The 24,046-nt window shown below is 67.0% G+C and carries 24 protein-coding genes; 15 read left to right on the top strand and 9 right to left on the bottom strand.

Annotation, left to right across the window (positions count from 1 at the left end; translation table 11 throughout):
* Positions 1-230: 230 nt before the first annotated feature.
* The 5 genes from HV766_RS15220 (at position 231) to HV766_RS15200 (ending at position 5,074) form a co-directional block, all read left to right on the top strand.
* The gene (locus HV766_RS15220) at positions 231-1,376 is read left to right on the top strand and encodes a branched-chain amino acid ABC transporter substrate-binding protein (protein WP_013394755.1); all 1,146 of its coding nucleotides are present in this window, start codon (positions 231-233) and stop codon (positions 1,374-1,376) included.
* 158 nt (positions 1,377-1,534) lie between these two features.
* Complete coding sequence (locus HV766_RS15215; protein ID WP_013394754.1) at positions 1,535-2,464, top strand: branched-chain amino acid ABC transporter permease; 930 nt, start codon at positions 1,535-1,537, stop codon at positions 2,462-2,464.
* Complete coding sequence (locus tag HV766_RS15210; RefSeq protein ID WP_054452355.1) at positions 2,461-3,549, top strand: ABC transporter permease subunit; 1,089 nt, start codon at positions 2,461-2,463, stop codon at positions 3,547-3,549. The genes HV766_RS15215 and HV766_RS15210 overlap by 4 nt, the downstream gene beginning before the upstream one ends.
* Positions 3,546-4,346, top strand: coding sequence for an ABC transporter ATP-binding protein (locus HV766_RS15205; protein ID WP_054452353.1), 801 nt, complete (start codon positions 3,546-3,548; stop codon positions 4,344-4,346). The genes HV766_RS15210 and HV766_RS15205 overlap by 4 nt, the downstream gene beginning before the upstream one ends.
* Positions 4,343-5,074: an ABC transporter ATP-binding protein gene (locus HV766_RS15200; protein WP_054452351.1), complete on the top strand. Its 732-nt coding sequence runs from the start codon at positions 4,343-4,345 to the stop codon at positions 5,072-5,074. Before HV766_RS15205 ends, HV766_RS15200 begins: the two co-directional genes overlap by 4 nt.
* An 884-nt stretch (positions 5,075-5,958) precedes the next feature.
* On the opposite strand, the gene HV766_RS15195 is transcribed toward HV766_RS15200, so the two are convergent.
* The 3 genes from HV766_RS15195 to HV766_RS15185 are packed head-to-tail and all read right to left on the bottom strand — an operon-like array spanning position 5,959 to position 9,065.
* Complete coding sequence (locus HV766_RS15195) at positions 5,959-7,197, bottom strand: CaiB/BaiF CoA transferase family protein (protein WP_119449316.1); 1,239 nt, start codon at positions 7,195-7,197, stop codon at positions 5,959-5,961.
* Between the two features lie 20 nt (positions 7,198-7,217).
* Positions 7,218-8,018: an enoyl-CoA hydratase/isomerase family protein gene (locus tag HV766_RS15190; RefSeq protein WP_125470024.1), complete on the bottom strand. Its 801-nt coding sequence runs from the start codon at positions 8,016-8,018 to the stop codon at positions 7,218-7,220.
* A gap of 51 nt (positions 8,019-8,069) precedes the next feature.
* On the bottom strand, positions 8,070-9,065 hold the full coding sequence (locus HV766_RS15185; protein WP_054455963.1) for a Bug family tripartite tricarboxylate transporter substrate binding protein: 996 nt from the start codon (positions 9,063-9,065) through the stop codon (positions 8,070-8,072).
* A gap of 129 nt (positions 9,066-9,194) precedes the next feature.
* Here HV766_RS15185 and HV766_RS15180 point away from each other — a divergent pair, with 129 nt between their 5' ends.
* Positions 9,195-9,893, top strand: a complete 699-nt coding sequence (locus tag HV766_RS15180; protein ID WP_225588757.1) for a GntR family transcriptional regulator — start codon at positions 9,195-9,197, stop codon at positions 9,891-9,893.
* Positions 9,894-9,951: 58 nt separating this feature from the next.
* On the opposite strand, the gene HV766_RS15175 is transcribed toward HV766_RS15180, so the two are convergent.
* Positions 9,952-11,235 (bottom strand): MFS transporter, encoded by a 1,284-nt coding sequence (locus tag HV766_RS15175; protein ID WP_054455968.1) that lies wholly within the window; start codon positions 11,233-11,235, stop codon positions 9,952-9,954.
* Between the two features lie 102 nt (positions 11,236-11,337).
* On the opposite strand from HV766_RS15175, the gene HV766_RS15170 reads away from it, so the two are divergent.
* Positions 11,338-11,946: a TetR/AcrR family transcriptional regulator gene (locus tag HV766_RS15170; protein WP_054455971.1), complete on the top strand. Its 609-nt coding sequence runs from the start codon at positions 11,338-11,340 to the stop codon at positions 11,944-11,946.
* Between the two features lie 184 nt (positions 11,947-12,130).
* Positions 12,131-12,352, top strand: a complete 222-nt coding sequence (locus HV766_RS15165; RefSeq protein ID WP_054455972.1) for a hypothetical protein — start codon at positions 12,131-12,133, stop codon at positions 12,350-12,352.
* Positions 12,353-12,421: 69 nt separating this feature from the next.
* Here the strand turns inward: HV766_RS15165 and HV766_RS15160 are convergent, their stop codons facing one another.
* Both HV766_RS15160 and HV766_RS15155 read right to left on the bottom strand, forming a co-directional pair.
* Positions 12,422-13,711 carry an Nramp family divalent metal transporter gene (locus tag HV766_RS15160; RefSeq protein ID WP_175162986.1) on the bottom strand — a complete coding sequence of 430 codons (1,290 nt, stop codon included), beginning with the start codon at positions 13,709-13,711 and terminating at the stop codon, positions 12,422-12,424.
* Positions 13,712-13,841: 130 nt separating this feature from the next.
* The gene (locus tag HV766_RS15155) at positions 13,842-14,267 is read right to left on the bottom strand and encodes an OsmC family protein (RefSeq protein ID WP_054455974.1); all 426 of its coding nucleotides are present in this window, start codon (positions 14,265-14,267) and stop codon (positions 13,842-13,844) included.
* A 264-nt stretch (positions 14,268-14,531) separates the two neighbouring features.
* On the opposite strand from HV766_RS15155, the gene HV766_RS15150 reads away from it, so the two are divergent.
* The 6 genes from HV766_RS15150 (at position 14,532) to HV766_RS15125 (ending at position 20,089) form a co-directional block, all read left to right on the top strand.
* Complete coding sequence (locus HV766_RS15150) at positions 14,532-15,686, top strand: ABC transporter substrate-binding protein (protein WP_119449321.1); 1,155 nt, start codon at positions 14,532-14,534, stop codon at positions 15,684-15,686.
* Between the two features lie 175 nt (positions 15,687-15,861).
* Positions 15,862-16,770: an ectoine/hydroxyectoine ABC transporter substrate-binding protein EhuB gene (ehuB, locus tag HV766_RS15145; RefSeq protein WP_175181435.1), complete on the top strand. Its 909-nt coding sequence runs from the start codon at positions 15,862-15,864 to the stop codon at positions 16,768-16,770.
* A 10-nt stretch (positions 16,771-16,780) separates the two neighbouring features.
* Positions 16,781-17,434 (top strand): ectoine/hydroxyectoine ABC transporter permease subunit EhuC, encoded by a 654-nt coding sequence (gene ehuC, locus HV766_RS15140; RefSeq protein ID WP_054455979.1) that lies wholly within the window; start codon positions 16,781-16,783, stop codon positions 17,432-17,434.
* Positions 17,431-18,102 carry an ectoine/hydroxyectoine ABC transporter permease subunit EhuD gene (gene ehuD / locus HV766_RS15135; protein ID WP_175181434.1) on the top strand — a complete coding sequence of 224 codons (672 nt, stop codon included), beginning with the start codon at positions 17,431-17,433 and terminating at the stop codon, positions 18,100-18,102. The genes ehuC and ehuD overlap by 4 nt, the downstream gene beginning before the upstream one ends.
* Complete coding sequence (gene ehuA, locus HV766_RS15130) at positions 18,099-18,869, top strand: ectoine/hydroxyectoine ABC transporter ATP-binding protein EhuA (RefSeq protein ID WP_054455983.1); 771 nt, start codon at positions 18,099-18,101, stop codon at positions 18,867-18,869. The genes ehuD and ehuA overlap by 4 nt, the downstream gene beginning before the upstream one ends.
* Before the next feature lie 107 nt (positions 18,870-18,976).
* Positions 18,977-20,089: an NADH:flavin oxidoreductase/NADH oxidase gene (locus HV766_RS15125; RefSeq protein WP_175181433.1), complete on the top strand. Its 1,113-nt coding sequence runs from the start codon at positions 18,977-18,979 to the stop codon at positions 20,087-20,089.
* Between the two features lie 36 nt (positions 20,090-20,125).
* Here HV766_RS15125 and HV766_RS15120 read toward each other — a convergent pair whose 3' ends face one another.
* On the bottom strand, positions 20,126-21,196 hold the full coding sequence (locus tag HV766_RS15120; RefSeq protein ID WP_175181432.1) for a maleylacetate reductase: 1,071 nt from the start codon (positions 21,194-21,196) through the stop codon (positions 20,126-20,128).
* A gap of 23 nt (positions 21,197-21,219) precedes the next feature.
* Positions 21,220-22,209, bottom strand: coding sequence for a tripartite tricarboxylate transporter substrate binding protein (locus HV766_RS15115; RefSeq protein WP_175181431.1), 990 nt, complete (start codon positions 22,207-22,209; stop codon positions 21,220-21,222).
* A 146-nt stretch (positions 22,210-22,355) separates the two neighbouring features.
* Between HV766_RS15115 and HV766_RS15110 the strand changes: the two genes are divergently transcribed.
* Positions 22,356-23,291: a LysR family transcriptional regulator gene (locus HV766_RS15110; protein WP_054455989.1), complete on the top strand. Its 936-nt coding sequence runs from the start codon at positions 22,356-22,358 to the stop codon at positions 23,289-23,291.
* Positions 23,292-23,304: 13 nt separating this feature from the next.
* Here HV766_RS15110 and HV766_RS15105 read toward each other — a convergent pair whose 3' ends face one another.
* Positions 23,305-24,036: a 2OG-Fe(II) oxygenase gene (locus tag HV766_RS15105; RefSeq protein WP_370126305.1), complete on the bottom strand. Its 732-nt coding sequence runs from the start codon at positions 24,034-24,036 to the stop codon at positions 23,305-23,307.
* Between the last annotated feature and the right edge of the window lie 10 nt (positions 24,037-24,046).

Genomic DNA, 24,046 nt, shown 5'->3' with positions numbered 1-24,046 from the left:
TAGGACAACCCTTGGGTATCCAAGGGTTATCTCCAATATCGGCAGAGGTTGCACTGGCACGAAAATTCGGTCGCACCTCAAATCCGGAAGTCGCAACCCGGCTTCCGGATTTTGCAGAACATGCACACGCAAGCTTCCGCCATATCGGACTTGCTAGTAGTGAAAAACCAAAAGCCTGGTTAAAAGCTCAGGTATAACAAGGTCTTAAGTCCGACACTCGGAGGATACCCATGAAGTTCCGCACCACTTTGAAGCTTCTCGCCGCCAGCATCGCCGCCGCCGGCATGGCCGCCTCCGCGCAGGCTGCCGACGTCAAGTTCGGTTTTGCCGCGCCGCTCACCGGTCCGCAATCGCACTATGGCGAGGACATGCAGAACGGCCTGAACCTGGCCCTGGAAGAAGCCAACAAGAAGGGCATCAAGGTCGACGGCGAAACCGCCAAGTTCGTGCTGGTGTCGCGCGATGACCAGGCCGATCCGCGCGTCGGCGTGCAGGTTGCCCAGCAGCTGGTCGACCAGGACGTGGTCGGCATCCTGGGCCACTTCAACTCGGGTACGACCATCCCTGCTTCGCGCGTCTACCATGAAGCCGGTCTGCCCCAGATCGCCATGGCGACCTCGCCGGAGTACACCAAGCAAGGCTACGAAACCACCTTCCGCATGATGACCAGCGACACCCAGCAGGGCGCCGCGGTCGGCAAGTTCATGGTGGAAAGCCTGAAGGCCAAGAAGGTCGCCATCATCGACGACCGCACCGCCTACGGCCAGGGCCTGGCCGACGAGGTCGAGAAGGCGGTCAAGGCCGCTGGCGGCCAGGTCGTGCGCCGCGAGTACACCACCGACAAGGCCAACGACTTCACCGCCATCCTGACCAACATCAAGGGTTCGGCGCCCGACGCCATCTTCTACGGCGGCCTGGACGCGCAATCCGGTCCGATGAAGCGCCAACTGGCTACCCTGGGCCTGAAGGCGCCGCTGGTTTCGGGCGAAATGACGCGCAGCGACACCTTCATCAAGCTGGCCGGCGACGCCGCCGACGGCACCTACGCCTCGCTGGCCGGCGTGCCGCTGGACAAGATGGCCGCGGGCAAGGACTTCGAGCAGCGCTACCAGGCCCGCTTCAAGAAGGCCCCCGGCGTCTATGCTCCCTACGCCTATGACGGCGCCTGGAACATGATCGCCGCCATCGAGCAGGCCGGCTCGGCCAAGCCCGAGAAGTACCTGCCGGCCCTGGCCAAGCTGAACCGCAAGGGCGCCACCAGCGAGCACATTTCCTACGACGCCAAAGGCGACCTGAAGGAAATCTCGGTCACCATCTACGAAGTCAAGAACGGCAAGTGGGAGATGGTTGAGACGATGGTCAGCCAAGCCAACTAAGGCGGCTGGACCGGGGCGGGGAGGCGGCTGAGCGCCGCGTCCCGCCCGTATTGCAGCGTGCGCGCCGTCAGGCGCGCGCCACGCGCGGCGCCGTGGCAGGCCCGAGGGCCGTCACCGCAAGGTCCGCGCGATTTTTCCAGGCTTATTCAGCGGCCCCTATGGATATCTTCATTCAACAACTGATTAACGGCGTCACGCTAGGCAGCGTGTACGCCCTGGTCGCCCTGGGCTACACCATGGTGTACGGCATCATCGGGCTGATCAACTTCGCCCATGGCGACGTCGTCATGATCGGCGCGATGGCGGCGACCACCATCGCCATCTCGCTGGTGGGCGGCGATCCTTCCACGTCCGCCTTCGTGGTGCTGGGCGTCGGCCTGCTGGTGTCCGTGCCGCTGTGCATGGCCGTGGGCTGGACCGCCGAGCGCGTGGCCTACCGGCCGTTGCGGCGCGCGCCGCGCCTGGCTGCCCTGATCACAGCCATCGGCGTGTCCATCATCCTGCAGAACGTGGCGATGATGGGCTGGGGCCGCAACTACCTGAACTTCCCGCAGGTGCTGTCGCCGCAGGTATTCGAGATTGCTGGCGCGCGCATGAGCTCGCTGCAGATTGCCATCGTGGTGATCGCGGCGCTGATCATGGGCGGACTGCTGGCCGTGGTGCACAAGACCCGCCTGGGCACGGCGATGCGCGCCACCGCGCAGAACCGCGAAGTCGCGGGGCTGATGGGCGTGAACATCAACACGGTCATTTCGGCGGCGTTCCTGATCGGCTCGGCGCTGGCCGCGGTGGCCGGCATGATGGTCGCCACCTACTACGGCGTGTCGCAATACACCATGGGCTTCATGCTGGGCCTGAAGGCCTTCACGGCCGCGGTGCTGGGCGGCATCGGCAACCTGGTCGGCGCCATGGCGGGCGGCCTGTTGCTGGGCATCATCGAATCGCTGGGCGCCGGGTACATCGGCGACCTGACCGGGGGCTTCCTCGGCAGCCACTATCAGGACGTGTTCGCGTTCTTCGTGCTGGTGCTGGTGCTGATCTTCCGTCCGTCCGGCCTGCTGGGCGAGCGTGTGGGAGACCGGGCATGAACGCAACCCTGAAAAGCAGCGGGTTCTCCACCCGCAACCTGATCGGCATCGCGCTGATCGGCGTGGTGCTGGCGGTGCTGCCGTTCGTGATCGGCATGGCCGGGCAGAGCTGGGTCCGCATCCTGAACTTCGCGCTGTTGTACGTGATGCTGTCGCTGGGCCTGAACATCGTGGTGGGCTTTGCGGGCCTGCTGGACCTGGGCTACATCGCGTTCTACGCGGTGGGCGCCTACACCTGGGCGTTGCTGGCATCGCCGCATTTCGGCCTGCACCTGCCGTTCTGGGCGATCCTGCCGATCGCGCTGGCGGTGGCCTGCCTGTTCGGCGTGCTGCTGGGCGCGCCCACGCTCAAGCTTCGAGGGGACTATCTGGCCATCGTGACGCTGGGCTTCGGCGAGATCATCCGCATCTTCCTGAACAACCTGAACGCGCCGGTCAACATCACCAACGGACCGCAGGGCATCAACCGCATCGACACCTTCAAGGTCGGCGAGTTCGCCTTCGGCCGCACGGAAAGCCTGCTGGGCCTGCGCGTGACGGGACCCGAGAAGTATTACTACCTGCTGCTCGCGGTGACGCTGATCATCATCGTGGTCTGCGTGCGCCTGCAGAATTCGCGCATCGGCCGCGCCTGGGAAGCGATCCGCGAAGACGAGATCGCGGCCAAGGCCATGGGCATCAATACCCGCAACATCAAGCTGCTGGCGTTCGCGATGGGCGCGTCGTTCGGCGGCGTGGCGGGCGCCTTGTTCGCCTCGATGCAGGGCTTCGTCAGTCCCGAGAGCTTCTCGCTGATGGAATCCATTTCGATCCTGTGCATGGTGGTGCTGGGCGGCATGGGCCACATCCCGGGCGTGATCCTGGGTGCGTTGATCCTGGCCGCGCTGCCCGAGTTCTTGCGCGCGGTGGTCGAACCGGTGCAGCACATGCTGTTCGGCGCCGTGGTGCTGGATCCTGAGGGCATACGCATGCTGCTGTTCGGCCTGGCCATGGTCTGCGTGATGCTGTTCCGTCCGGCCGGCCTGTGGCCGTCGGCGGTGCGCAAGCGTGAACTTGCAACCAAGACCCAGGGAGGCGGAGCATGAGCAAACTGCTGCAAGCCCAGGGACTGGGCAAGCGCTTCGGCGGCCTGCAGGCGCTGTCGGACGTCAGCTTCGACATCGAGCAAGGCGAGATCTACGGCCTGATCGGCCCGAACGGCGCGGGCAAGACCACGCTGTTCAATGTGCTCACCGGCCTGTACATCCCGGAAGAGGGCAGCTGCACGTTCAACGGCGAGTCCATGTCCGGCAAGAAGCCGCATGAAGTCGCCTATGCGGGCCTGGCGCGCACCTTCCAGAACATCCGCCTGTTCGCCAACCTGAGCGCGATCGAGAACGTGATGATCGGCCGCCACATGCGCACCAAGTCGGGCGTATTGGGCGCCGTGTTGCGCACGCGCGGCACGCGGGCCGAAGAGGCCGCCACCGAAGCGCGGGCGCAGGAACTGCTGGACTACGTAGGCATCGGCCATCGCGCCAACGACGTGGCGCGTTCCTTGCCCTACGGCGACCAGCGGCGCCTGGAGATCGCGCGGGCGCTGGCCACCGATCCCAAGCTGCTGGCGCTGGACGAACCGGCGGCCGGCATGAACGCATCGGAAACCGTGGTGCTGCGCAAATTGGTCGAGAAGATCCGCGCCGACGGCATCACCGTGCTGCTGATCGAGCACGACATGAAGCTCGTCATGGGCTTGTGCGACCGCGTGCTGGTGCTCGAATACGGCAAGGTGCTGGCCATGGGCAAACCCGCCCAGGTGCAGCGCGATCCCAAGGTCATTGAAGCGTATCTGGGCGCAGGCGCCGCGCAGGATCCGCAGATTCATCAGGAGCGCCCGGCATGACGGCAGCATCCCAACCCCTACTGGAATTGCGGGGCCTGCAGGTCTCTTATGGCGGCATCCGCGCGGTGCGCGGCATCGACCTGCGCGTGGACCAGGGCGAACTGGTTTGCCTGATCGGCGCCAATGGCGCCGGCAAGAGCACGACGCTGCGCGCCATCTGCGGACTGGTGCCGCTGGCGGGCGGTGAAGTGGTCTACGGCGGCCAGTCCGTCGGCGGCCAGAAGTCGCATGAGCTGGTGCGCCGCGGTCTGGTGATGGTGCCGGAAGGGCGCGGCATCTTCGGCCAGCTCACGATCGAGGAAAACCTGGCGATGGGGGCCTATATCCGTCGCGATGCGGCCCAGATCCGCCAGGACACCGACCGCGTCTTCACGCTGTTCCCGCGCTTGGCGGAGCGCCGCAAGCAGGCGGCCGGCACGCTGTCCGGAGGCGAGCAGCAGATGGTGGCGATGGGCCGCGCGATGATCGCGCGCCCCAAGCTGCTGTTGCTGGACGAGCCTTCGATGGGCTTGGCGCCGTTGATGGTGGAGAAGGTCTTCGAGGTGGTGCGTACCATCGCCAGCGAAGGCGTCACCATCCTGCTGATCGAGCAGAATGCGCGCCTGGCGCTGGAAAACAGCCATCGCGGCTACGTGATGGAATCGGGCGAGATCATCCTGTCTGGTCCGGCCGGCGACATGCTGCACGATCCCAAGGTGCGGGCGGCCTATCTGGGCGAGTCCGAGTAGGGCGCGGCCGGGATCTTGGGGGCGGGCGCGGCAGGGCTTCGAGCTTGCCGACGCCAGGGTTCTTTAGCCGCCGAGGCTGCCCTGCGTCATTCCGATGCTCGCCCCGGCGGGGCTGCGCTTCGGATGACTCCGGGGTCCTCGGCTGGCAGTCGCTTAATGCGCTGGCTTTGGACCCCGTTCATGGGCAGACATCGTGAGCCGGTGGCCGGACGGAGGGATCCGAAGCGCAGCCCCACCGGGGCGAGCATCGGAATCCCGCAGTCCGGACGCCGGCGACTCAAGAACTCAGCCTCATAAAACCGAAATGGCAGGGCTTCGAGCTTGCGGATGTCAGGGTTCTTTAGCCGCCGAGGCTGCCCTGCGCCATTCCGATGCTCGCCCCAATGGGGCTGCGCTTCGGATGGCTCCGGGCCGCCTCGGCTGGCAGTCGCCTAATGCGTTGGTTTCGGACCCGTTCGTAAGCAGATGCCGTGAGCCGGTGACCGGACGGAGGGATCCGAAGCGCAGCCCCACCGGGGCGAGCATCGGAATCCCGCAGTCCGGACGCCGGCGGCTCAAGAACTCAGCCTCATAAAACCGAAATGGCAGGGCTTCGAGCTTGCGGATGTCAGGGTTCTTTAGCCGCCGAGCCTGCCCTGCGCCATTCCGATGCTCGCCCCAATGGGGCTGCGCTTCGCATGGCTCCGGGCCCCCTCGGCTGGCAGTCGCCTAATGCGTTGGTTTCGGACCCGTTCATGGGCAGATGCCGTGAGCCGGTGACCGGACGGAGGGATCCGAAGCGCAGCCCCACCGGGGCGAGCATCGGAATCCCGCAGTCCGGACGCCGGCGACTCAAGAACCCCAGCCGTACAAAACCGAACGTCAGCAATTCAGCCAAAAACGTCCTAAGCCGGCGCGCGTTCACGGTCCACGGCCGCGACCACGCCCGCATCGATCAGCGCTTCGATTTCCTTGGCGCCGTAGCCGAACTCTCCCAGAATCGCGATGCTGTCCTCGCCCAGCCGCGGCGCCGCGCGGTGGTATTGCGCGGGCGTGGCCGACAGCTTCACCGGCATGCCTACCGTGCGCACCGTGCCCGCGACCGGGTGCTCCTGTTCCACCACCATGCCGCGCGCCAGCGTCTGCGGATGCGATAGCGCCTGGGCGATGGAGTGCACAGGGCCCGCAGGCACGCCGGCCGTGTCGAATACGTCCAGCCACTCCTCCGCGCTGCGCGTCTTGAGGATGGCGGACATATCCTCTACCAGTTGATCGCGGTTCTGCATGCGGTCGCGATTGCGGGCGTAGCGGGCATCCTCGGCCCATTCCGGCTTGCCCAGCGCCTGGGTGATGCGCTGCCAGTTCTTCTCGTTGGCGCCGCCGATGATGATCCAGTCGGTCGCGGTGGGGAAGGCCTGGTAGGGCGCGCTCAGCACGTGCGCCGAACCCGTGGGGCCGGGGGACACGCCGCTGCCGAAGTAGATGGCGGCGTGCCAGTACAGCTGCTGCAGGCTGGCTTCCAGCAATGACGTTTCCACGATCTGGCCTTCGCCCGTGCGCTGCTTGTGCTGGTAGGCCGCCAGCACGCCGAAAGCCGCCAGCAAGCCGGCGTTGATGTCCGCGACGGAATTGCCGGTGCGCAGCGGCGGCCCGCCAGGTTCCCCGGTGATCGCCATCAGGCCGGAGAAGCCCTGCGCCACCAGGTCGAAGCCGCCCTTGTCGGCATAGGGGCCGGTGGTGCCATAGCCCGACACCGCGCAATAGATCAGGCCCGGGTTTTCCTGGCGCAGCCGGTCGTAGCCCAGGCCCAGCTTTTCCATCGTGCCCTTGCGGAAGTTCTCGGTCACCACGTCGGCGTCGCGGATCATGCGCAGCAGGACCTTCTTGCCCTCCGGATGCTTCAAGTCCAGCGCGATGGCGCGCTTGTTGCGGTTGAGCATGAGATAAGGCGCCGAGATGCCGTTGATCTGCGGGTCCCGGTACTGGCGCGAATCGTCGCCGCCGTCGATCTTCTCGACCTTGATGACGTCGGCGCCCATGTCGGCCAGCATCATGCCGCAGGTCGGGCCGGCCATGATCTGCGACAGCTCGATCACGCGCATGCCGGAAAGGGCGCCGGCGGGGCGCTGGGTATCGTTATGCATGAGTCCTCCTTGCATGGGGTTCAGCGGGCGTTGAATTGCGGCTTGGCCTTGGCCAGGAAGGCCTGGTAGCCCGTGCGGAAATCCTCGGTGTCGAAGCAGTCGAAGGCTTCGTCGCGGTCGGCGTCGGTCAGGGCTTTGCCCTGCACCAGATTGCGGATGAACTTCTTGTGCCAGCGCGCGACCAGCGGCGCGCCGTCGGCGATGCGGCGGGCGGCGGCCTGGGCTTCGGAGGCGACCTGATCGTCGGGCGCCACGCGCGTGACCACGCCCAGGCGCAGCGCTTCCTGCGCGTCGAAGATGGTGCCTTCCAGCAGCACCTGCAGCGCGGCGGTCGGGCCCACCAGGCGCACCAGCGGCGCCAGTTCCGAGTACGACATCACCAGCCCCAGGTTCTTGATGGGCACGCCGAAGCGCGAACTCTGGCCGCAGATGCGGATGTCGGCCAGGCTGGCGATCTCCAGCCCGCCGCCCACGCAGATGCCGTGTATCTGCGCCACCACCGGATGGCGGCAGTTGCCGATGGCTTCTATGGTCCGGCGCATCACGGCGCCGTACTCGATGGCCTGGCGCTTGTTGCTGCGCGCGGTCTCGAATTCGCTGATGTCATTGCCCGGGGAGAAGGCCTTTTCGCCCGCGCCGCGCAGCAGCACGCAGCGCACGCTGTCGTCGGCGTCCAGCTCCAGGAAGGCGTCGCCCAGCAGCCGCCAGCTGTCTATGGTGAAGGCGTTGAGCTTTTCCGGGCGGTTCAGCACCACGGTCGCGATGTCGCCGTCGCGCTGGCACAGGATGGGGGAGGTGTCGGAAGTGGGGGTAGCGCTCATGGTGTTCCTTTGCGTGGGCGGGGGCGCACCCCCCGCCGGGTTGCTGCCGGCTTACTGCTTGGTCAGGCCCAGGCTGGCGGTGAGCTTGCCGTACTTGCTCCATTCGTCCTGGACGTAGCTGGCGAAGGCCGCGGGGGTGGCCGGACCGCCGCCCAGTTCCATGCCCTGGTCGGCCAGCTTGGCCTTGATCTCGGGATCGGCCAGCGTCTGGCTGAGCGCTTGGTCGAGCTTGTCCAGCACCGGCTTGGGCAGCTTGGCCGGGGCCAGCACCGCATACCACTGCACGATGTCCAGACCCTTGATGCCGGACTCGGCCAGCGTCGGCACGTCGGGCAGGCGCTTGCTGCGTTCGGTGCTGGTCACAGCCAGCGGCCGCAACTTGCCGGCCTGGATCTGGTTGATGGCGCCGGGCAGGGTGTCGAAGTTCATGTCCACGCTGCCGCCCAGCAGGTCGGTCATGGCCTGGCCGCTGCCCTTGTACGGCACGTGCTCCATGCTGACGCCCGCGATCTGAGAGAAGCGCGCGGCGCTCAGGTGTTGCGGGCTGCCCATGCCGGAGGAGGCGTAGGTCAGCTGCTTGGGTTTGGCGCGGGCGTCGTCCACCAGGTTCTGCACGCTGGCGTAGCTGTGCTTGGCCGGATTGACCACCAGCACGTTGGGCACCGACCCGATGTAGCGCACCGGCGTGAAGTCCTTGATCGGGTCGACGCTGGACTGCACCACATAGGGCGCGGCGACGGTGGACTGCATATTGGCCAGCAGCAGCGTGTAGCCGTCCGGATCGGCCTTGGCCACGAAGTCGGCCGCGATCAGGCCGGAAGCGCCGGGCTTGTTCTCGACCACGACCTGCTGGCCCAGCAGCGCCGACAGGCGCGCGGACAGGATGCGCGCCGATACGTCGGTGCCGCCGCCGGGCACGAAACCGACGATCAGGCGTACCGGCCGTTCCGGCCATTTGGATGCGTCCTGCGCCAGGGCGGGACTGGCGGCGGCCAGGCCGGCGGTCAACGCCAGGGCGCCGGCCCAGGCGCGAGCGTGCTTGTGCATGTGGGTCTCCTTTGGTGGTTGTCAGCCTGCCCGCGTGTTGCTTGATCTATGATGGGGTCAGGTTGGTATGCCTTTGGTGTTTGGTATACCAGATACAAAAATAGTCGAAATAGCGAGTGGCAACAACTCATGGCTAACCCTGAAGTTATGGACCAGTCCGTCCCCGATTTGGCCATTCATCACCCCACGCTGCCGGCCGTGGTGGCGGAAAAATTGCGGCAGCTCATCATCGACGGCACCTTCAAGCCGGGCACCTGGCTGAACGAGCGGGACCTGTGCGACCAGTTGAAGATTTCACGCACGCCGCTGCGCGAGGCCTATCGCATGCTGGCTTCCGACGGCCTGGTGACTCTGCAGCCCAAGCGCGGCGCGATGGTGATCGAGTTGTCGGCCGACGATGTCGAGAACATCTTCGACGTGCTGTCGGTGCTGGAGGGGCTGGCGGTGCGCAGTGCCGCCGAACGCGCCACGGACGCGGAACTGGCGCATATCGCACAATTGCACGCGCAGATGCTGCAAGGGTATGAACAGCGCGACATCCGCGCGTATTTCGCGGCCAGCATGGGCACGCATATCGCCATCAACCGGGCGGCCCACAACCCGGCGCTGACGCATTCGTATGACCGCTTGAACCTGCAGGTGCAGGCGTTGCGCTACAAGTCGAACTTCGATATCGACGAATGGACGGCGGCGGTGGCCGACCACGAGGCCTTCGTGCAGGCGCTGATGCAGCGCGACGGCGAGCTTGCGGAGTCGCTCATCCGCAGGCATGTGGGCAGCAAGAAGACCTACAACCTGCGCGGGCGCGGGGCCCAAGGCTTGAAGTGAGCTGTCATCGGCGCGGACGGCGCGGGCCCAGGGCTCGGCCGCCCGCCCGCTGGCGCGCTCAGGCCGGCTGCGCCACCACGCGCTTCCTGCCTATCATCAGCGCAATGACGGCGGCGATCAGGCCCGTCATGCCGGAGATGACGAAGGCCATCAGATAGCTGCCCTGGGCTTCGCGCACGGCGCCCGCCATCCAGGCGGCGCTGGCGGCGCCCAGTTGGTGGCCGGCGACGATCCAGCCGAACACGATGGACGCGTCGCGCTCGCCGAAGGCTTCGGTCGTCAGGCGCAGCGTGGGCGGCACCGTGGCGATCCAGTCCAGGCCGAAGAAGATGGCGAAGATCGACAGGCTGTAGAACGAGAAGTCGGAATAGGGCAGGTAGATCAGCGACAGTCCGCGCAGGCCGTAGTAGACGAACAGCAGCTTGCGTGGGTCGTAGCGGTCGGTGAGCCAGCCGGACGCCGTGGTGCCGATCAGGTCGAAGATGCCCATCAACGCCAGGAGGCCCGCGGCCTGCACCTCGGGCATGCCGTGGTCGCCGCAAAGCGCGATCAGGTGCGTGCCGACCAGGCCGTTGGTGGTGAATCCGCACACGAAGAAGGTCGCGAACAGGAACCAGAACGTGCGGGTGCGCGAGGCCCGGGCCAGCGCGCCGAAGGTGGCCGCCAGCATGCCGGTGCGCGGCGCGGCGGGCGCGGGCGGCGCATGCGGATCGCTGCCGAAGGGGACCAGCCCGACGCTGGCAGGCCGGTCCGGCACCAGCCACCAGGCCAGCGGTACCAGCGCCGCAGCAGCAGCAGCGACCGTCCACACCACGCGCGTCCAGTCGCCCGACGAGGCCAGCGCGGCCAGCACCGGCAGGAACACCAGCGTGCCGGTGGCGGAACTGGCGGTCAGCAGGCCCATCATCACGCCGCGGTGCTTGGTGAACCAGCGGTTGACGACGGTGGCGCCCAGCACCACGGCGACCGCGCCGGACCCCAGGCCCGAGAACACCCCCCAGGTCAGCAGCAGATGCCAGGACTGGGTCATGAAGGCGCTGGCCGCGCTGGACGCAGCCATCAGCATCAGCGCGCCGATCAGCACGCGCCGCAAGCCAAAGCGCTCCATCGCGGCGGCCGCGAACGGTCCCACCATGCCATACAGGAAGATGCCGACCGCGGCGGCCAGCGAGATGGTGCTGCGGCTCCAGCCAAAGGTTTCTTCCAGAGGCACCAGCAACACGCTGGGCGAGGAACGCAGGCCGGCGGATACCAGCAGGGACAGGAAAATCACCGCGACGACGACAAAAGCGTACTTCTGGCCGGCGCGCCGGAAAGGGACGGGAGGGTGGGCTATACTCATGTTACTGACCGGTACGTAATGGGGTTTGCGAATAGTACGTACCGGTCAGTAACATCGTCAAGCGATTTTTAGTCGATCCGTCATCCGGAAAGGAGCCCATCCATGGCCAGTAAAACCTCGAGCGCCGATCGGCCCGCATCCAAGCCGCCGCTGGCGGCCGAGCGCATCCGCAAGACCGCGCGCGAAATGTTCTACCGGGACGGCATCCGGGCGGTGGGCGTGGACGCCATCGTCAGCGAAGCGGGCGTGACCAAACCCAGCCTGTACCGCAGCTTTTCGTCCAAGGACGAACTGGCGGCGGCCTATCTGCGCGACTATGACGCTGAATTCTGGGCGCGTTTCGACGCGGCCTGCGCGGCGCATCCGGGCGATCCCCGGGCCCAGATCCTGGCCTACCTGACCGGCCTGGGCGTGCGCGCGGTGCAGAGCGGCTACCGAGGCTGCGGACTGACGAATGCGGCGGTGGAATACCCCGAGGCCGGTCATCCCGCCCGCGCCGTGGCGGTGGAACACAAGGCCGAGCTGCGGCGGCGCCTGGCTGCCATGGCGGCGGAAATGGGGGCGGCCGACCCCGACGCGCTGGGCGATGGCCTGTTGCTGTTGTTCGAAGGGGCCTTCGTCTCCAGCCAGCTATTTGGCGAAGGCGGGCCAGCCGGCCGGGTCGCGCAGATGGCGGACATGCTGATCCAGGCGCATCTCGCACAGCCCTGACGGGCGTCTTCGGAAGGGGCAGCACAAGAAAGGTGCAGGCAGCAGTGCACATGTGCACCATTTTCGGTGTTTGTACCCATTGCGCAACGCATAAAAAAATGGTTAAGAAATTTATTGCGGCGCAGCAAGCACAGGTCTAAGATGGACTCGTGTTGTTCCACATCGCTTTCTCAAGGAGAGAACCATGAGCGATACCGCGCTGAAGAATGCCCGCATGTCGGATGAGCTGGAACGTACCCTGATCCATGACGCGATCATCGCGGAAAGCCTGTCCGGCCACGCTTCCGGCTCGCGCTGGCTGCGCCTGAAAGTGCGCCTGGCCGCCTTCGGCGGCGCCGTGGGCGAGGTGTTGCACGACATGGACGCCGGCCGCCGCCAGCACCCCGTGGTCTCCGCCTACCACTGAGCCCGATAGCGGGTACGAGAAAAACGCCAGCATCGCTGGCGTTTTTTTATTCCAGGCTATCCCTGGGGCTCAGACCAGCATGTCCGCCACCAGATAGCCATCCAGCAGCAGGATGCCGACCGTGGCCGCAACCGCGGCCCAGGCCCAGGCGCCGCGCAACACGTACTTGCCCATCAGGCTCTTGCGGCAAGCCAGCAGCACCAGCGGCCCCAGCGCGAAGGGCAGGGCCAGGCTCAGGATGACCTGGCTCAGCACCAGCAGGCCGTCCGGATCCTGGCCGCCGGTGAAGGCCAGCAGGCCGACCGCCGCGGCGCCCGCCACCAGCCGCGTCGCCAGCGCGCGGCGGCGGTCCGACCAGCCGCTGCCCACCTGGAAGCCCTGGGACAGGATGCGTCCGGCCAGCACGCCAGTGATGGTGGAGCTTTGGCCCGCGGCATACAGCGCCACGGCGAACACGATGGCCGCGCCGATGCCCAGGGTCTGGCCGATCACGGCATGCGCGTCGTCCAGGCTGGACACGATGATGCCCGAGCCCGACAGCGAGGCGGCGGCGACGATCATGATGGCGGCGTTGATCAGCATGGCCAGGCCCAGCGACACGACGGTGTCGTTGCGCGCCACGCGCATGGCCAGGTCGCGGGCGCTGGGCGGCAATTGCTGCGCACGCTGCGCGAGCGATCCGGAATGCAGGTACAGGTTGTGCGGCATCAGGGTCGCGCCAAGTATCCCCAGCGCGATCAGGAAGCCCTGCGGGTCGCGCAGCGCGCGGCCGGTCTGCGTGACGCCGTGCGCCACTTCCGTCCAGGCCGGGTTGGCCTTGAACAGCAGGAACACGAAGGACATGGCGACCACCGACAGCAGCAGGGCAATGAAACGCTCGTGCTTGTCGGCGTTGCCGCGCGTCAGCGCCAGCACGGCAAACGTGCCGACGCCGGTCACCGCAACGCCCGCGATCAGCGGCAGCCCGAAGAGCAGGCGCAGGGCGATTGCGCCGCCGATGAGTTCGGCCAGGGCAGTCGCCAGGATCGCCGCCTCGCCCGCGAGCCAGGCGGCCTTGGCCAGGCGCGGCGACAGGTGGCGGGCCGTCAGCGTGGCCAGGTCCTGCCCCGTTGCCAGCGCCAGGCGCGACACCAGGATCTGGAAGCCCAGCGCCAGCAGCGCCGAGGTGATGACGACCAGCAGCAACCCGTAGCCGAAGCCGCTGCCGCCCGCGATGTCGGTGGCCCAGTTGCCCGGATCGATATAGCCCACGGCCACCAGGATGCCAGGGCCGGCGATGCGGCGCAGGCCCGCCGATACTTGGACGTCCTGCGCCAGCGCGGTCCTGCCGCCGGATATCGCGTAGATGAATTGGCCCATGCTCGCTCCTGAGAATGATTCTCATCATCCTCTTGGGGGACGGCATCGTCAAATTGATTTTGGGCAAGCAGGGGATAGGGCGGCCCAATGGCGCCATCCTTCTCGGACGGGCCATGGGCTGCACCGGGGATCAGGACTTGAGCTTGGCGTCCATGGAGATCTTGGCGTTCAGCACCTTGGACACGGGGCATCCTTTTTCCGCCTTGCGGGCCGCGTCCTCGAAGGCCTGGGCGCTGGCGCCGGGAATGACGGCTTCCACCGTCAGATGGACAGCGGTGATGGCAAAGCCGTCATCCACCTTGTCCAGCGTGACTTCGGCCTTGGTGTCCAGGCTTTGCGCGACCATGCCTGCTTCGGACAGGATGTTGGACAGGGCCATGGTGAAGCAGCCGGCGTGAGCCGCGCCCAGCAATTCCTCGGGATTGGTGCCCGGGGTGTCGCCGAAGCGGGTGTTGAAGCCGTAGGCCTGTTCCTTGAGCGCGCCGCTCTGCGTGGAGATCGTGCCCTTGCCGGTCTTCAGGTCGCCCGACCAGTGGGCGGTTGCGGTTTTCTTCATGCGTGACTCCTGTAGAAGGACCGCGCCCGTCGCGCGCGCGGCCGGTGTGGGAGGGCGCGGGCCGCCCGCTGGGGGCGGGGCGCGCTGCCTGGAATGGCATGAACGATGATAAGGCGGCTGCGGGCGCCAGGCGCGGAAAGCGTCTGCGCGCAACGGCAAGCCTATGTAACCGCAGACCAGCTTTCTTGATGCGCGTCGCAAGGCGGCACGCGGCCATCAGGCAAAATACAGGCATCTGCTCACACCTCGCCGAGAACTGCTGTCATGTCTTACAAGCTCGTCCGCTACGCCTGCGCCATTGCGCTGGCCGTCCCCGCCTTGTCCGCCCAGGCTGAAATCGTCATCGGCGTGGACGTGTCCACCACCGGTCCGGCCGCGGCCATCGGCATCCAGACCAATAACGCGATCCGCTTGTGGCCGGCCACGCTGGGCGGCGAGCCGGCCCGCTACGTGGTGCTGGACGACGGTACCGACGTCAGCCGCGCGGTGAAGAACATGCGCAAGCTGACCTCGGAAGACAAGGTCGACGCGATCGTCGGCCCCAACACCACGGCCGCCGCGCTGGCCGGCCTGGACGTGCTGGCCGAAACCGGCACGCCCATGATTGCGCTGGCCGCCTCCAGCGTCATCGTCGAGCCGCTGTCCGATCCGAAGCGCGCCTGGGCCTTCAAGATGCCGCAGAACGATTCGTTGATGGCCACCGCGCTGGTCGCGGACATGAAGAAGAAGGGTCTGAAGAACGTGGCTTTCATCGGCTTCGCGGATTCCTACGGCGACAGCTGGTGGAAGGAGTTCACCGCCGCTGCCGGGACCGACCTGAAGATCGTGGCGCAGGAGCGCTTCCAGCGCACCGACGCGTCGGTGGTCGGACAGGTGCTGAAGGTCATCGCCGCCAAGCCGGACGCCGTGCTGATCGCCGGCGCCGGCACCCCGTCTGCCTTGCCGCAGAAGACGCTGCTGGAACGCGGCTACACCGGCGCCATCTACCAGACGCACGGCATAGGCACGCTGGAATTCCTGCAGGTCGGCGGCGCGGACGTGGAGGGAACCCTGTTCCCCACCGGCCCTGGCGTGGTGGCGCGCGAGCTGCCCGACGACAACCCGGTCAAGAAGGTGGCGGTGGCCTTTGCCGACAAGTACGAAGCGCGCTACGGCGCCAACACGCTGACCCAGTTCGCGGGCGACGCCTATGGCGCCTGGATGCTGCTGGACTCGGCGGTGGCGCGGGCGCTCAAGACCGGGGCCAAGCCCGGCACGCCGGAATTCCGCGCGGCGCTGCGGGATGCCCTGGAAAACACGCGCGACCTGGTCGTGCCCAATGGCGTGCTTAACATCACCAAGGACAACCACCAGGGTTTCGACGAGCGCGCCCGCGTCATGGGCATCGTCCGGAACGGCCGTTTTTCCTACGCGGAATAAGTGGGGACATATAAGTCTACGATTCGTAACTTGTCCTGACGCCCATAGGGCGGCGAAGCAAAAAGCAGGCTGCGGCCTGCTTTTTTTCGGGCATATGATTCGTGTCGAAATCATTTAATAGCGTATTATTTTTAGTGAATCCATATACCTCGAAATAAATACAGGAGAAACTGCCATGAGCCTGATCCGATCCAGACGTATGCTGGCCGCCTTGAGCCTGGGGGTGCTGGCGGCATGTTCCGACTCGGGATCCGACAAGGCTGCTCCGGCAGCTAACGCGCCCGCCGCGGCGTCCACCCTGGAAGCCGCCAAGGCCGCCGGCAAGATACGCATCGGCTACGCCAACGAAGCGCCGTTCGCCTTCATGGACAGCAAGGAAGCCAAGGTCACGGGCGAATCCGTGGAGATCGCCCGGGTGATGCTCAAACGCATGGGCATCAACGAAGTGGAGGGTGTCCTGACCGAGTTCGGCTCGCTCATTCCGGGCCTGCAGGCCAAGCGCTTCGACATCATCGCCGCGGGCATGTACGTCACGCCCGAACGCTGCCAGCAGGTGGCGTTCTCGGACCCCACTTATGGGGTGGGCCAGTCCTTCCTGGTCAAGCAAGGCAATCCCAAGAATCTGCACAGCTATGAAGACGTGATGAAGAATCCCGACGCCAAGCTCGGCGTGGTGGTCGGCGCGATCGAAGCGGAGTACGCCTCCAAGATCAAGGTGCCGCCTGCCCAGGTGGTGGTGTTCCCGGATGCGGTCAGCGCGCTGTCCGGCGTGCAGGCGGGCCGTGCCGACGCCTATGCGGCCACGGCGCTCACGGTCAACGACCTGATGGGCAAGACCAGCGCGGCCAGCGGCCTGGAGAAGGCCGACCCGTTCAAGGATCCCGTCATCGACGGCAAGGACGTGCGCGGCTACGGCGCCTATGCCTTCCGCAGCGACGACAAGGCCTTTGCCGACGCCTTCAATGCTGAGCTGGCAAAGTTCATCGGCACCGAAGAACACCAGAAACTCGTGGCGCCTTTTGGCTTCACAGCAGAGGAACTGCCCAAGGGGGTCACGGCCGCCAAGCTGTGCGCCGGCCAGTAAGGGGGCGCGCATGCGGCTGATATCTGAGCATTTCGCCGAGCTGGCGCCACCGCTCCTGCAGGGGCTGGCGGTGACCCTGGAGATCATGGCAGGCGCCGTGGTGCTGGCAGTTCCGCTGGCACTGGCCGCGGGCATCGGGCGCCTGTCGTCCGTGCGCCCGCTGCGCTGGATCGCGGCGGTCTACGTCGAGGTGTTTCGCGGCACTTCGGCCCTGGTGCAGCTCTTCTGGTTCTACTTCGTGCTGCCGCTGTTCGGCGTGCAACTGCCGGCCATGCTGGTGGGCATCGTGGTGCTGGCGCTGAACGCCGGCGCCTATGGCGCGGAAGTGGTGCGCGGCGCGATCCGCGCGGTGCCGCCGGGCCAGCGCGAAGCCGGCATCGCGCTGAACCTGACGCGCGGCCAGATCATGCGCCGCATCGTGGTGCCGCAGGCCGTGCCGGCCATGCTGCCGCCTGCGGGCAACCTGTTGATCGAGCTGTTGAAGAACACCGCGCTGGTGTCCCTCATCACCATCACGGACCTGACCTTCCGCGGCCAGCTGCTGCGCAGCGAGACCCTGCGCACCACCGAGATCTTCACCCTGATGCTGCTGATGTACTTCGCCGTGGCGCTGCTGATCACGGCCGGCGTGCGTCTGCTGGAACGCAAGGTGCGCGTGCGATGAAGCCGGTATTCGATTGGTCCTTCGCCCTGGAGATCCTGCCCACGCTGGGCTCGGCGCTGGTCATCACGATCGAGGCCACGCTGCTGGGCATGCTGGTGGCTGTGACGCTGGGCCTGGTGTTGGCCTTGCTGCGGCGTTCGCGGCTGCGCATCGTGTCCCTGCCCACCGCCTTCGTGATCGAGTTCGTGCGCAGCACGCCTCTGCTGGTGCAGATGTACTTCCTGTTCTACGTGCTGCCGCTGACCGGCGTGCGGATGTCGCCGCTGGCCACCGGCATCGCCGCGCTGGGCCTGCACTACGCGACCTATTGCGCCGAGGTCTACCGCGCCGGCATCGAAGCCGTGCCGCGCGGCCAATGGGAGGCCGCCACCGCGCTGAACATGTCGCGCTGGCGCACGGCCGTGGGCGTGGTGCTGCCGCAGGCGATTCCGCCTGTGGTGCCGGCGCTGGGCAATTACCTGGTGGCCATGTTCAAGGACACGCCGCTGCTGTCGGCGATCACCGTGGTGGAACTGCTGCAGCAGAGCAAGATGATCGGCTCTGCCACCTTCCGCTACACCGAGCCCCTGACCCTGGTGGGCCTGCTGTTCCTGGCGTTGAGCCTGGTGGCGGCCTGGGGCGTGCGCGGCCTGGAGGCCCGCCTGCAACGATATGGAGGAAAGCGATGAGCGCGAGCGTAAGCATCAAGAACCTGCGCAAGCAGTACGGAGAACTGGAGGTGCTGCGCGGCATCAACCTGGAGATACCGGCCGGCCAGACCGTGGCAGTGATCGGCCCCTCCGGCTCGGGCAAATCGACCTTGCTGCGCGTGCTGATGACGCTGGACCAGCCCACCAGCGGCGACATCGAGATCGACGGCGTGCCCATGTGGACCGACGCGCAGGGCCGCCCCGCCGGCCTCAATTCAGAGCATCTGCGCAAGGTGCGCGGCAAGATCGGCATGGTGTTCCAGCACTTCAACCTGTTCCCGCACATGACGGCGCTGGCCAATGCCATGGAGGCCCCGGTGCACGTGCTGGGCATGTCGCGCGACCAGGCGCGCGAGCGCGCCGTGGAATACCTGGAGATGGTCGGGCTGGGCGACAAGCTCGATGTCTATCCCGCGCAGTTGTCGGGCGGGCAGAAGCAGCGCGTGGGCATAGCGCGCGCGCTGGCCATGTGCCCCGACATCATGCTGTTCGACGAGGTGACCTCCGCGCTGGACCCGGAGCTGGTGGGCGGCATCCTGCAGATCCTGCGCGACCTGTCGGCCCGGCGCAGCATGACGATGATCATCGTCACCCACCAGATGAAGTTCGCAGAACGCAGCTCGGACCGGACCCTGTTCTTCGACGAGGGCAACATCGTCGAGGACGCCGAATCGGCGGTGCTGTTCAGCCAGCCCAAGGAAGCGCGCACGCGCCAGTTCCTGGATTCGGTGATCGAAGGGCAGTAGCGCGGCGCTTGCGTGCCAGCCTTGACCCCGCCCGGGGCTGCGGTATTCAGGTTCCCGGGCGGGTCGGGGCGCTATGCTGTCGCATCCCACGCCCAGGAGGCTCCAGCATGTCCCTGCTTTTCAGTCCCACGTCCATCGGCCAGCTGGAGCTGGCCAACCGCATCGTCATCGCGCCCATGTGCGAGTACTCGGCTGAGGAAGGCCTGGCGACCGACTGGCACATGATCCACCTGGGGCATCTGGCCTTGTCCGGCGCGGCGCTGCTGTTCGTGGAAGCCACCGCCGTGGAGCCCGACGGCCGCATCACCCCGGGAGACCTGGGCCTGTGGTCCGATGAAACCGAGGCGGCCATCGGCCGCGTCGTTGCAGCCATCCGCCGCTATGCGCCCATCAAGCTGGGCATACAGCTGGGCCACGCGGGCCGCAAGGCGTCCAGCGAAGCGCCCTGGAACGGCGGCCAACTGGTGCCGCCCGAGGCCGGCGGCTGGCAGGGCTGGGCGCCTTCGGCCGTGCCGCACAATGCGTCGGAACCGCCGCCCCACGCGCTGGACACGGCGGGTCTGGCCCGCGTGCGCGACGCCTTCGTGGCCAGCGCCAGGCGCGCCGTGCGGCTGGGCTTCGACGCGATCGAACTGCACGCCGCGCACGGCTATCTGCTGCATCAGTTCCTGTCGCCGCTGTCCAACCGGCGCGACGACGCCTACGGCGGTTCGCTCGAGAACCGCATGCGCTTTCCGCTGGAAGTCTTCCAGGCGCTGCGCGAGGCCATTCCGCCGTCGGTGACGCTGGGTGTGCGCGTGTCGGCCACCGACTGGGTCGAAGGCGGCTGGGACCTGGAACAGACCTTGGTCCTGGCGCAAGCCTTGAAGGAACGCGGCTGTGAATTCATAGACGTGTCCAGCGGCGGCGTCTCGTCCCAGCAGAAGATACCCGTGGGGCCGAACTACCAGGTGCCGTTCGCCGACGAAATCAAGCGCAAGGTGGGCATGCCGACCATCACGGTGGGCCTGATCACCGAGGCGCAGCAGGCCGAAGACATCCTGCAGAACGGCCAGGCCGACATGGTCGCGCTGGCGCGCGGCATGTTGTACGACCCGCGCTGGCCGTGGCACGCCGCGGCGCAACTGGGCGGCCAGGTCAGCGCGCCGCGCCAGTACTGGCGTTCGCAGCCGCGTGACCAGAAGGCGCTGTTTGGCGATACGCGCTTCGGACAACGCTAGGCGCAACCGGCAGGCTGGCAGCCTGCCGGACCCTGTCTATTGAGGCCGCCTGCCTTCGTAGGCGTTTTGCAGCAGCGCCCGCAAGGCCTCGCGTTCCAGCGGCCGCGGATTGGGGTAGGGCGTCTGCATGGCGATGTCGCAGGCGCGGTCCAGGTCTTCCTGGCGCATGCCGATGTCGCGCAAAGCCGTGGGCGCGCCCAGCGTGCTGGCCAGATCGAATACGCCTGCCGCGGCAGCCGGTGCGCCCAGCGCCATGGCGATTCGTTCCATGGCCCGCGGCGCGGCCGCGGCGTTGTAGGCCAGGGCATGCGGCAGCACCACGGTGTGGACTTCCGCGTGCGGCAGGTTGAAGCTGCCGCCCAGCGTGTGGCAGAGCTTGTGATGCAGCGCCATGCCCACGCTGCCCAGCACCGTGCCGCACAGCCAGGCGCCGTAGAGCGCGTCGCTGCGCGCCTGCAGCAGTTCCGCGCCTTGGGAGCCTGCGTGGATGGCGGGCAGCGCCTGCGCCAGCGCGCGTATGCCTTCCTGCGCCATCAGGTCCATGATCGGATTGCCGTCGCGCGCGTACAGGCCTTCCGCCGCATGGGCAATGGCGTTGATGCCGCTGGTCACGCTCATCGATACCGGCAGCGACAGGCTCAGCTCAGGGTCGTACACCACGCTGCGCGGCAGCACCCGGTCATCCTTGCCGGTCTTCTTCAGGCCGCTCTCGGTGAGACCGTAGATCGGCGTCATCTCCGAGCCCGCATAGGTCGTGGGAACGGCAATGACCGGCAGGCCCGAGTCCAGCGCGATGGCCTTGCCCAGCCCGATGGTGGAGCCGCCGCCCACGGCCACCGCGCAATCGGCGCCCAGCTCGCGCGCCGCTTCCCGCGCCTGGCGCGCGATTTCCATCGGCACGTGCATCACGGCCTGGTCGAAGATCCCGGCAACCCGCGCTTCGCCCAGCAGCGCCGCGACCCGTTCGGCCTGCGCGCGCTGCGGCGGCGTGCAGAGCACCAGCGCGCGCTGCAGCCCCAGCGCATCGAGTTCGGCCGCCAGGCCGCCCAGGCTGCCCGGCCCGAAGACCACGCGCTGGGCGCGGCTGGCGTAGATGAAGGATTGCATGGCGTTCCCCGTCTGCATGTCGGTCATTGTGCAACGATTCCGCGGCTCTTGATGAGCTCGCCCCAGCGCTGGGACTCGGCCTGCACCAGCCGGTTCATGTCATCGCGGCCGCCGGCCACCACTTCGAATCCCGATTCGGTGATGCGTCCGGCCACGGCCGGGTCGCGCAGCGCGGCGATGGTGGCGTCGGCCAGCTTGTCCAGCGTCGCCGCCGGCGTCCTTGCGGGCGCCACCATGCCCACCCAGGAATAGATCTCGAAGCCCGGATAGCTCTCGGCGATGGCGGGCACGTCCGGCAGGGCCGCGACGCGCTTGGGCGCCGTCACCGCCAGCGCACGCAGCTTGCCGCTCTGGATGTGGGGCAGCACCAGCGGCAGGCTGGCGATGATGGACTCCACGTGTCCGCCCATCAGGTCCGATACCGCCGGGCCGCCGCCGCGGTAGGGCGTGTGGATGCCGCTGGTGCCCGCAGCCTGGTGGAACATTTCAGCCGCCAGATGGTTGGAACTGCCCGCGCCGACCGAGGCGTAGGACACGCTGCCCTTCTTGCCGGCCGCGACGTAGTCGGCCAGCGTCTGGTATGGACCGCTGGCTGTCACGGCCAGCACCATGGGCGAGCGCACCATGTACGACACGCCCGTCAGGTCGCGCGCCGTGTCATAAGACAGCTTGGGGTAGATGTGCTGCTCGGTGGCGTAGGAATCGAACACCATTTCCACCGTGTAGCCGTCGGGCGCGGACTTGGCCACCATCGCTGTGCCTATGGTGCCGCCGGCGCCGCCGCGGTTGTCGATGACCACCGTCTGGCCCAGCTTGTCCTGCAGCGCCTGCTGCACCTGGCGCGCCACCCGGTCCACGGTGCCGCCCGCAGCAAAGGGCACCACCACCGTTACCGGCTTGCTGGGATAGGAATCCGCCAGCGCGGGCAGGGCGGCAGCCCAGGCGCCTGCGGCGAGGGCGGCGCTGGCCAGCAGGGCGCGGGGCGAGCGGCGGGGGGCGTTGATCGGGGGCATGCGGGTCTCCTGGGCTTATCGTCGTTGTGTCCGGCCGTCTATCTTTGTCTAAATTGCCAAAGTGCGTCCATGCGCAGTATCGTAATTGCCAAATCTCCCAGGAAAGCTGGCGTGCCACGCCAAAGCCTTTTGCGCCAAACGCACAAATGAAAACCGTCAAATTCGCGGAAAGCCTCTCCATCTTCGTCGACGTCGCCCGCGCCCAGAGCTTTTCCGAGGTGGCGCGCCGCCGGGGCATGGTGGCCTCGTCCGTGGCGCGGCAGATCGGCGCGCTGGAGTCCGAGCTCAAGGTGCCGCTGTTCGTGCGCTCGACCCGTGCATTGATGCCCACCGAGGCCGGCGAGGTGCTGTACGAGCGCGCCGTGAAGATCCTGCACGACATGACCGAGGCGCGTTCCGAGGTCATTTCGCTGGAGCAGACCGTGCAGGGCCTGCTGCGGGTCAGCTGCCTGCCGGCGTTCGCGCGGCGCTACGTGGTGCCCATGCTGCAACAACTGGGTGAACGCCATCCGCAATTGCAGGTGGAGCTGGAACTGACCGAGCGCGTGGTGGATCCGGTGGTCGAACGCATGGACGTGGTGGTGCGGGTGGGGCAACAGCCAGACAGCAGCCTGATCGGGCAACGCATCGGCAGCCATCGCTACCTGATCTGCGCCGCGCCCTCATACCTGGAACGCCATGGCGTACCGCGCACGCTGGCGGACCTGTCGCGCCATCGCCTCATCGACCGGCGCCACAGCACCAGCGTGCGCGGCTGGCGCGAACTGGGCGACGGCCAATGGGCCCAGGACGCCAGGTTCGTCCTGGAGTGCGACGACTGCGACGCGCGCCGGTTCGCGGCGCTGGAAGGGCTGGGCATCGCGCTCATGCCCAACTGGTCCGCGGGCGCGGACCTGGGCGCCGGCCGGCTGGTGCAGCTGACCTTGCAGGACGCCAGCCCGCCGCCCGAAAGCGGCATTTACCTGCTGCGCGCCATGCCGCGCGCCAATGCGCGCATCCGCGCCTTCACCGAACAATTGCGGCGGCAGATCGGCTCGCCTTCCGTGTGGGATGCGGCCATCGAGGCTGCGCGCGCGGCCTGACGATCGCGCAGCCTTACGTGGCATCGTGGAAGATGATGCCCAGCGTGTGCCGCTCTCCGTTGCGCAGCCGGCCGACCCCATGCCGCAGATTCGCGCGGTAATAGCCGCGCGCCGACCGCACCGGCCTGTGATTGACGGCAAGCACCACGGCATCGCCTTGCCGCAAGGGCACCACGTCGGCCCGTCCGGGTTGCTTGGGATTGCTTTCGGCCAGCAGCAGCTCTCCACCTTCGAAATCGCGTCCCGGCTCATTGAGCAGGAAGATGGCCTGGAACGGAAAGACATGGTCGCCGTACAGGTCCTGATGCAGGCAGCAGTAGTCGCCCGCCTGGTAGCGCAGCAGCAGCGGCGTGGGCCGGCGCTGTCCGGCGGCGTGGCAGATACTCCGGAATTCTTCATGCGTTGCGGGAAAGCGTGCTTCGAGGCGCATGGCCGCATGCCAGCGGTTGGCGATGGGCGCCAGGCGTGGATAAAGCGACTGCCGCAAGCTTGCGACGATATCCGGCAGCGGATAGCTGAAGTATTTGTACTCGCCGCGGCCGAACGCATAGCGTTCCATCACGATGCGGCTGCGAAAGCGCGTTTCGTCGCCGTAGCCGGCCGCAAGTTCCTCGCACTGGGCCTGCGTCAGCAGTCCCGGCAGCACGGCGTAGCCATCGCGGCCCAGATCGTCTTCGACGTCCTGCCAGTCCGTATCCGCAATCCGGGTTTCAGGCAGGCCGTGCAGCATGGTTGATGTAGGCATGGCTGGGGCT

The sequence above is a fragment of the Achromobacter aegrifaciens genome (assembly GCF_902859735.1).
In the GTDB taxonomy this organism is placed as follows: domain Bacteria; phylum Pseudomonadota; class Gammaproteobacteria; order Burkholderiales; family Burkholderiaceae_B; genus Achromobacter; species Achromobacter aegrifaciens.
Note: the sequence above shows the minus strand (reverse complement) of the source record. Positions and strands in the feature narration are given on the sequence as shown.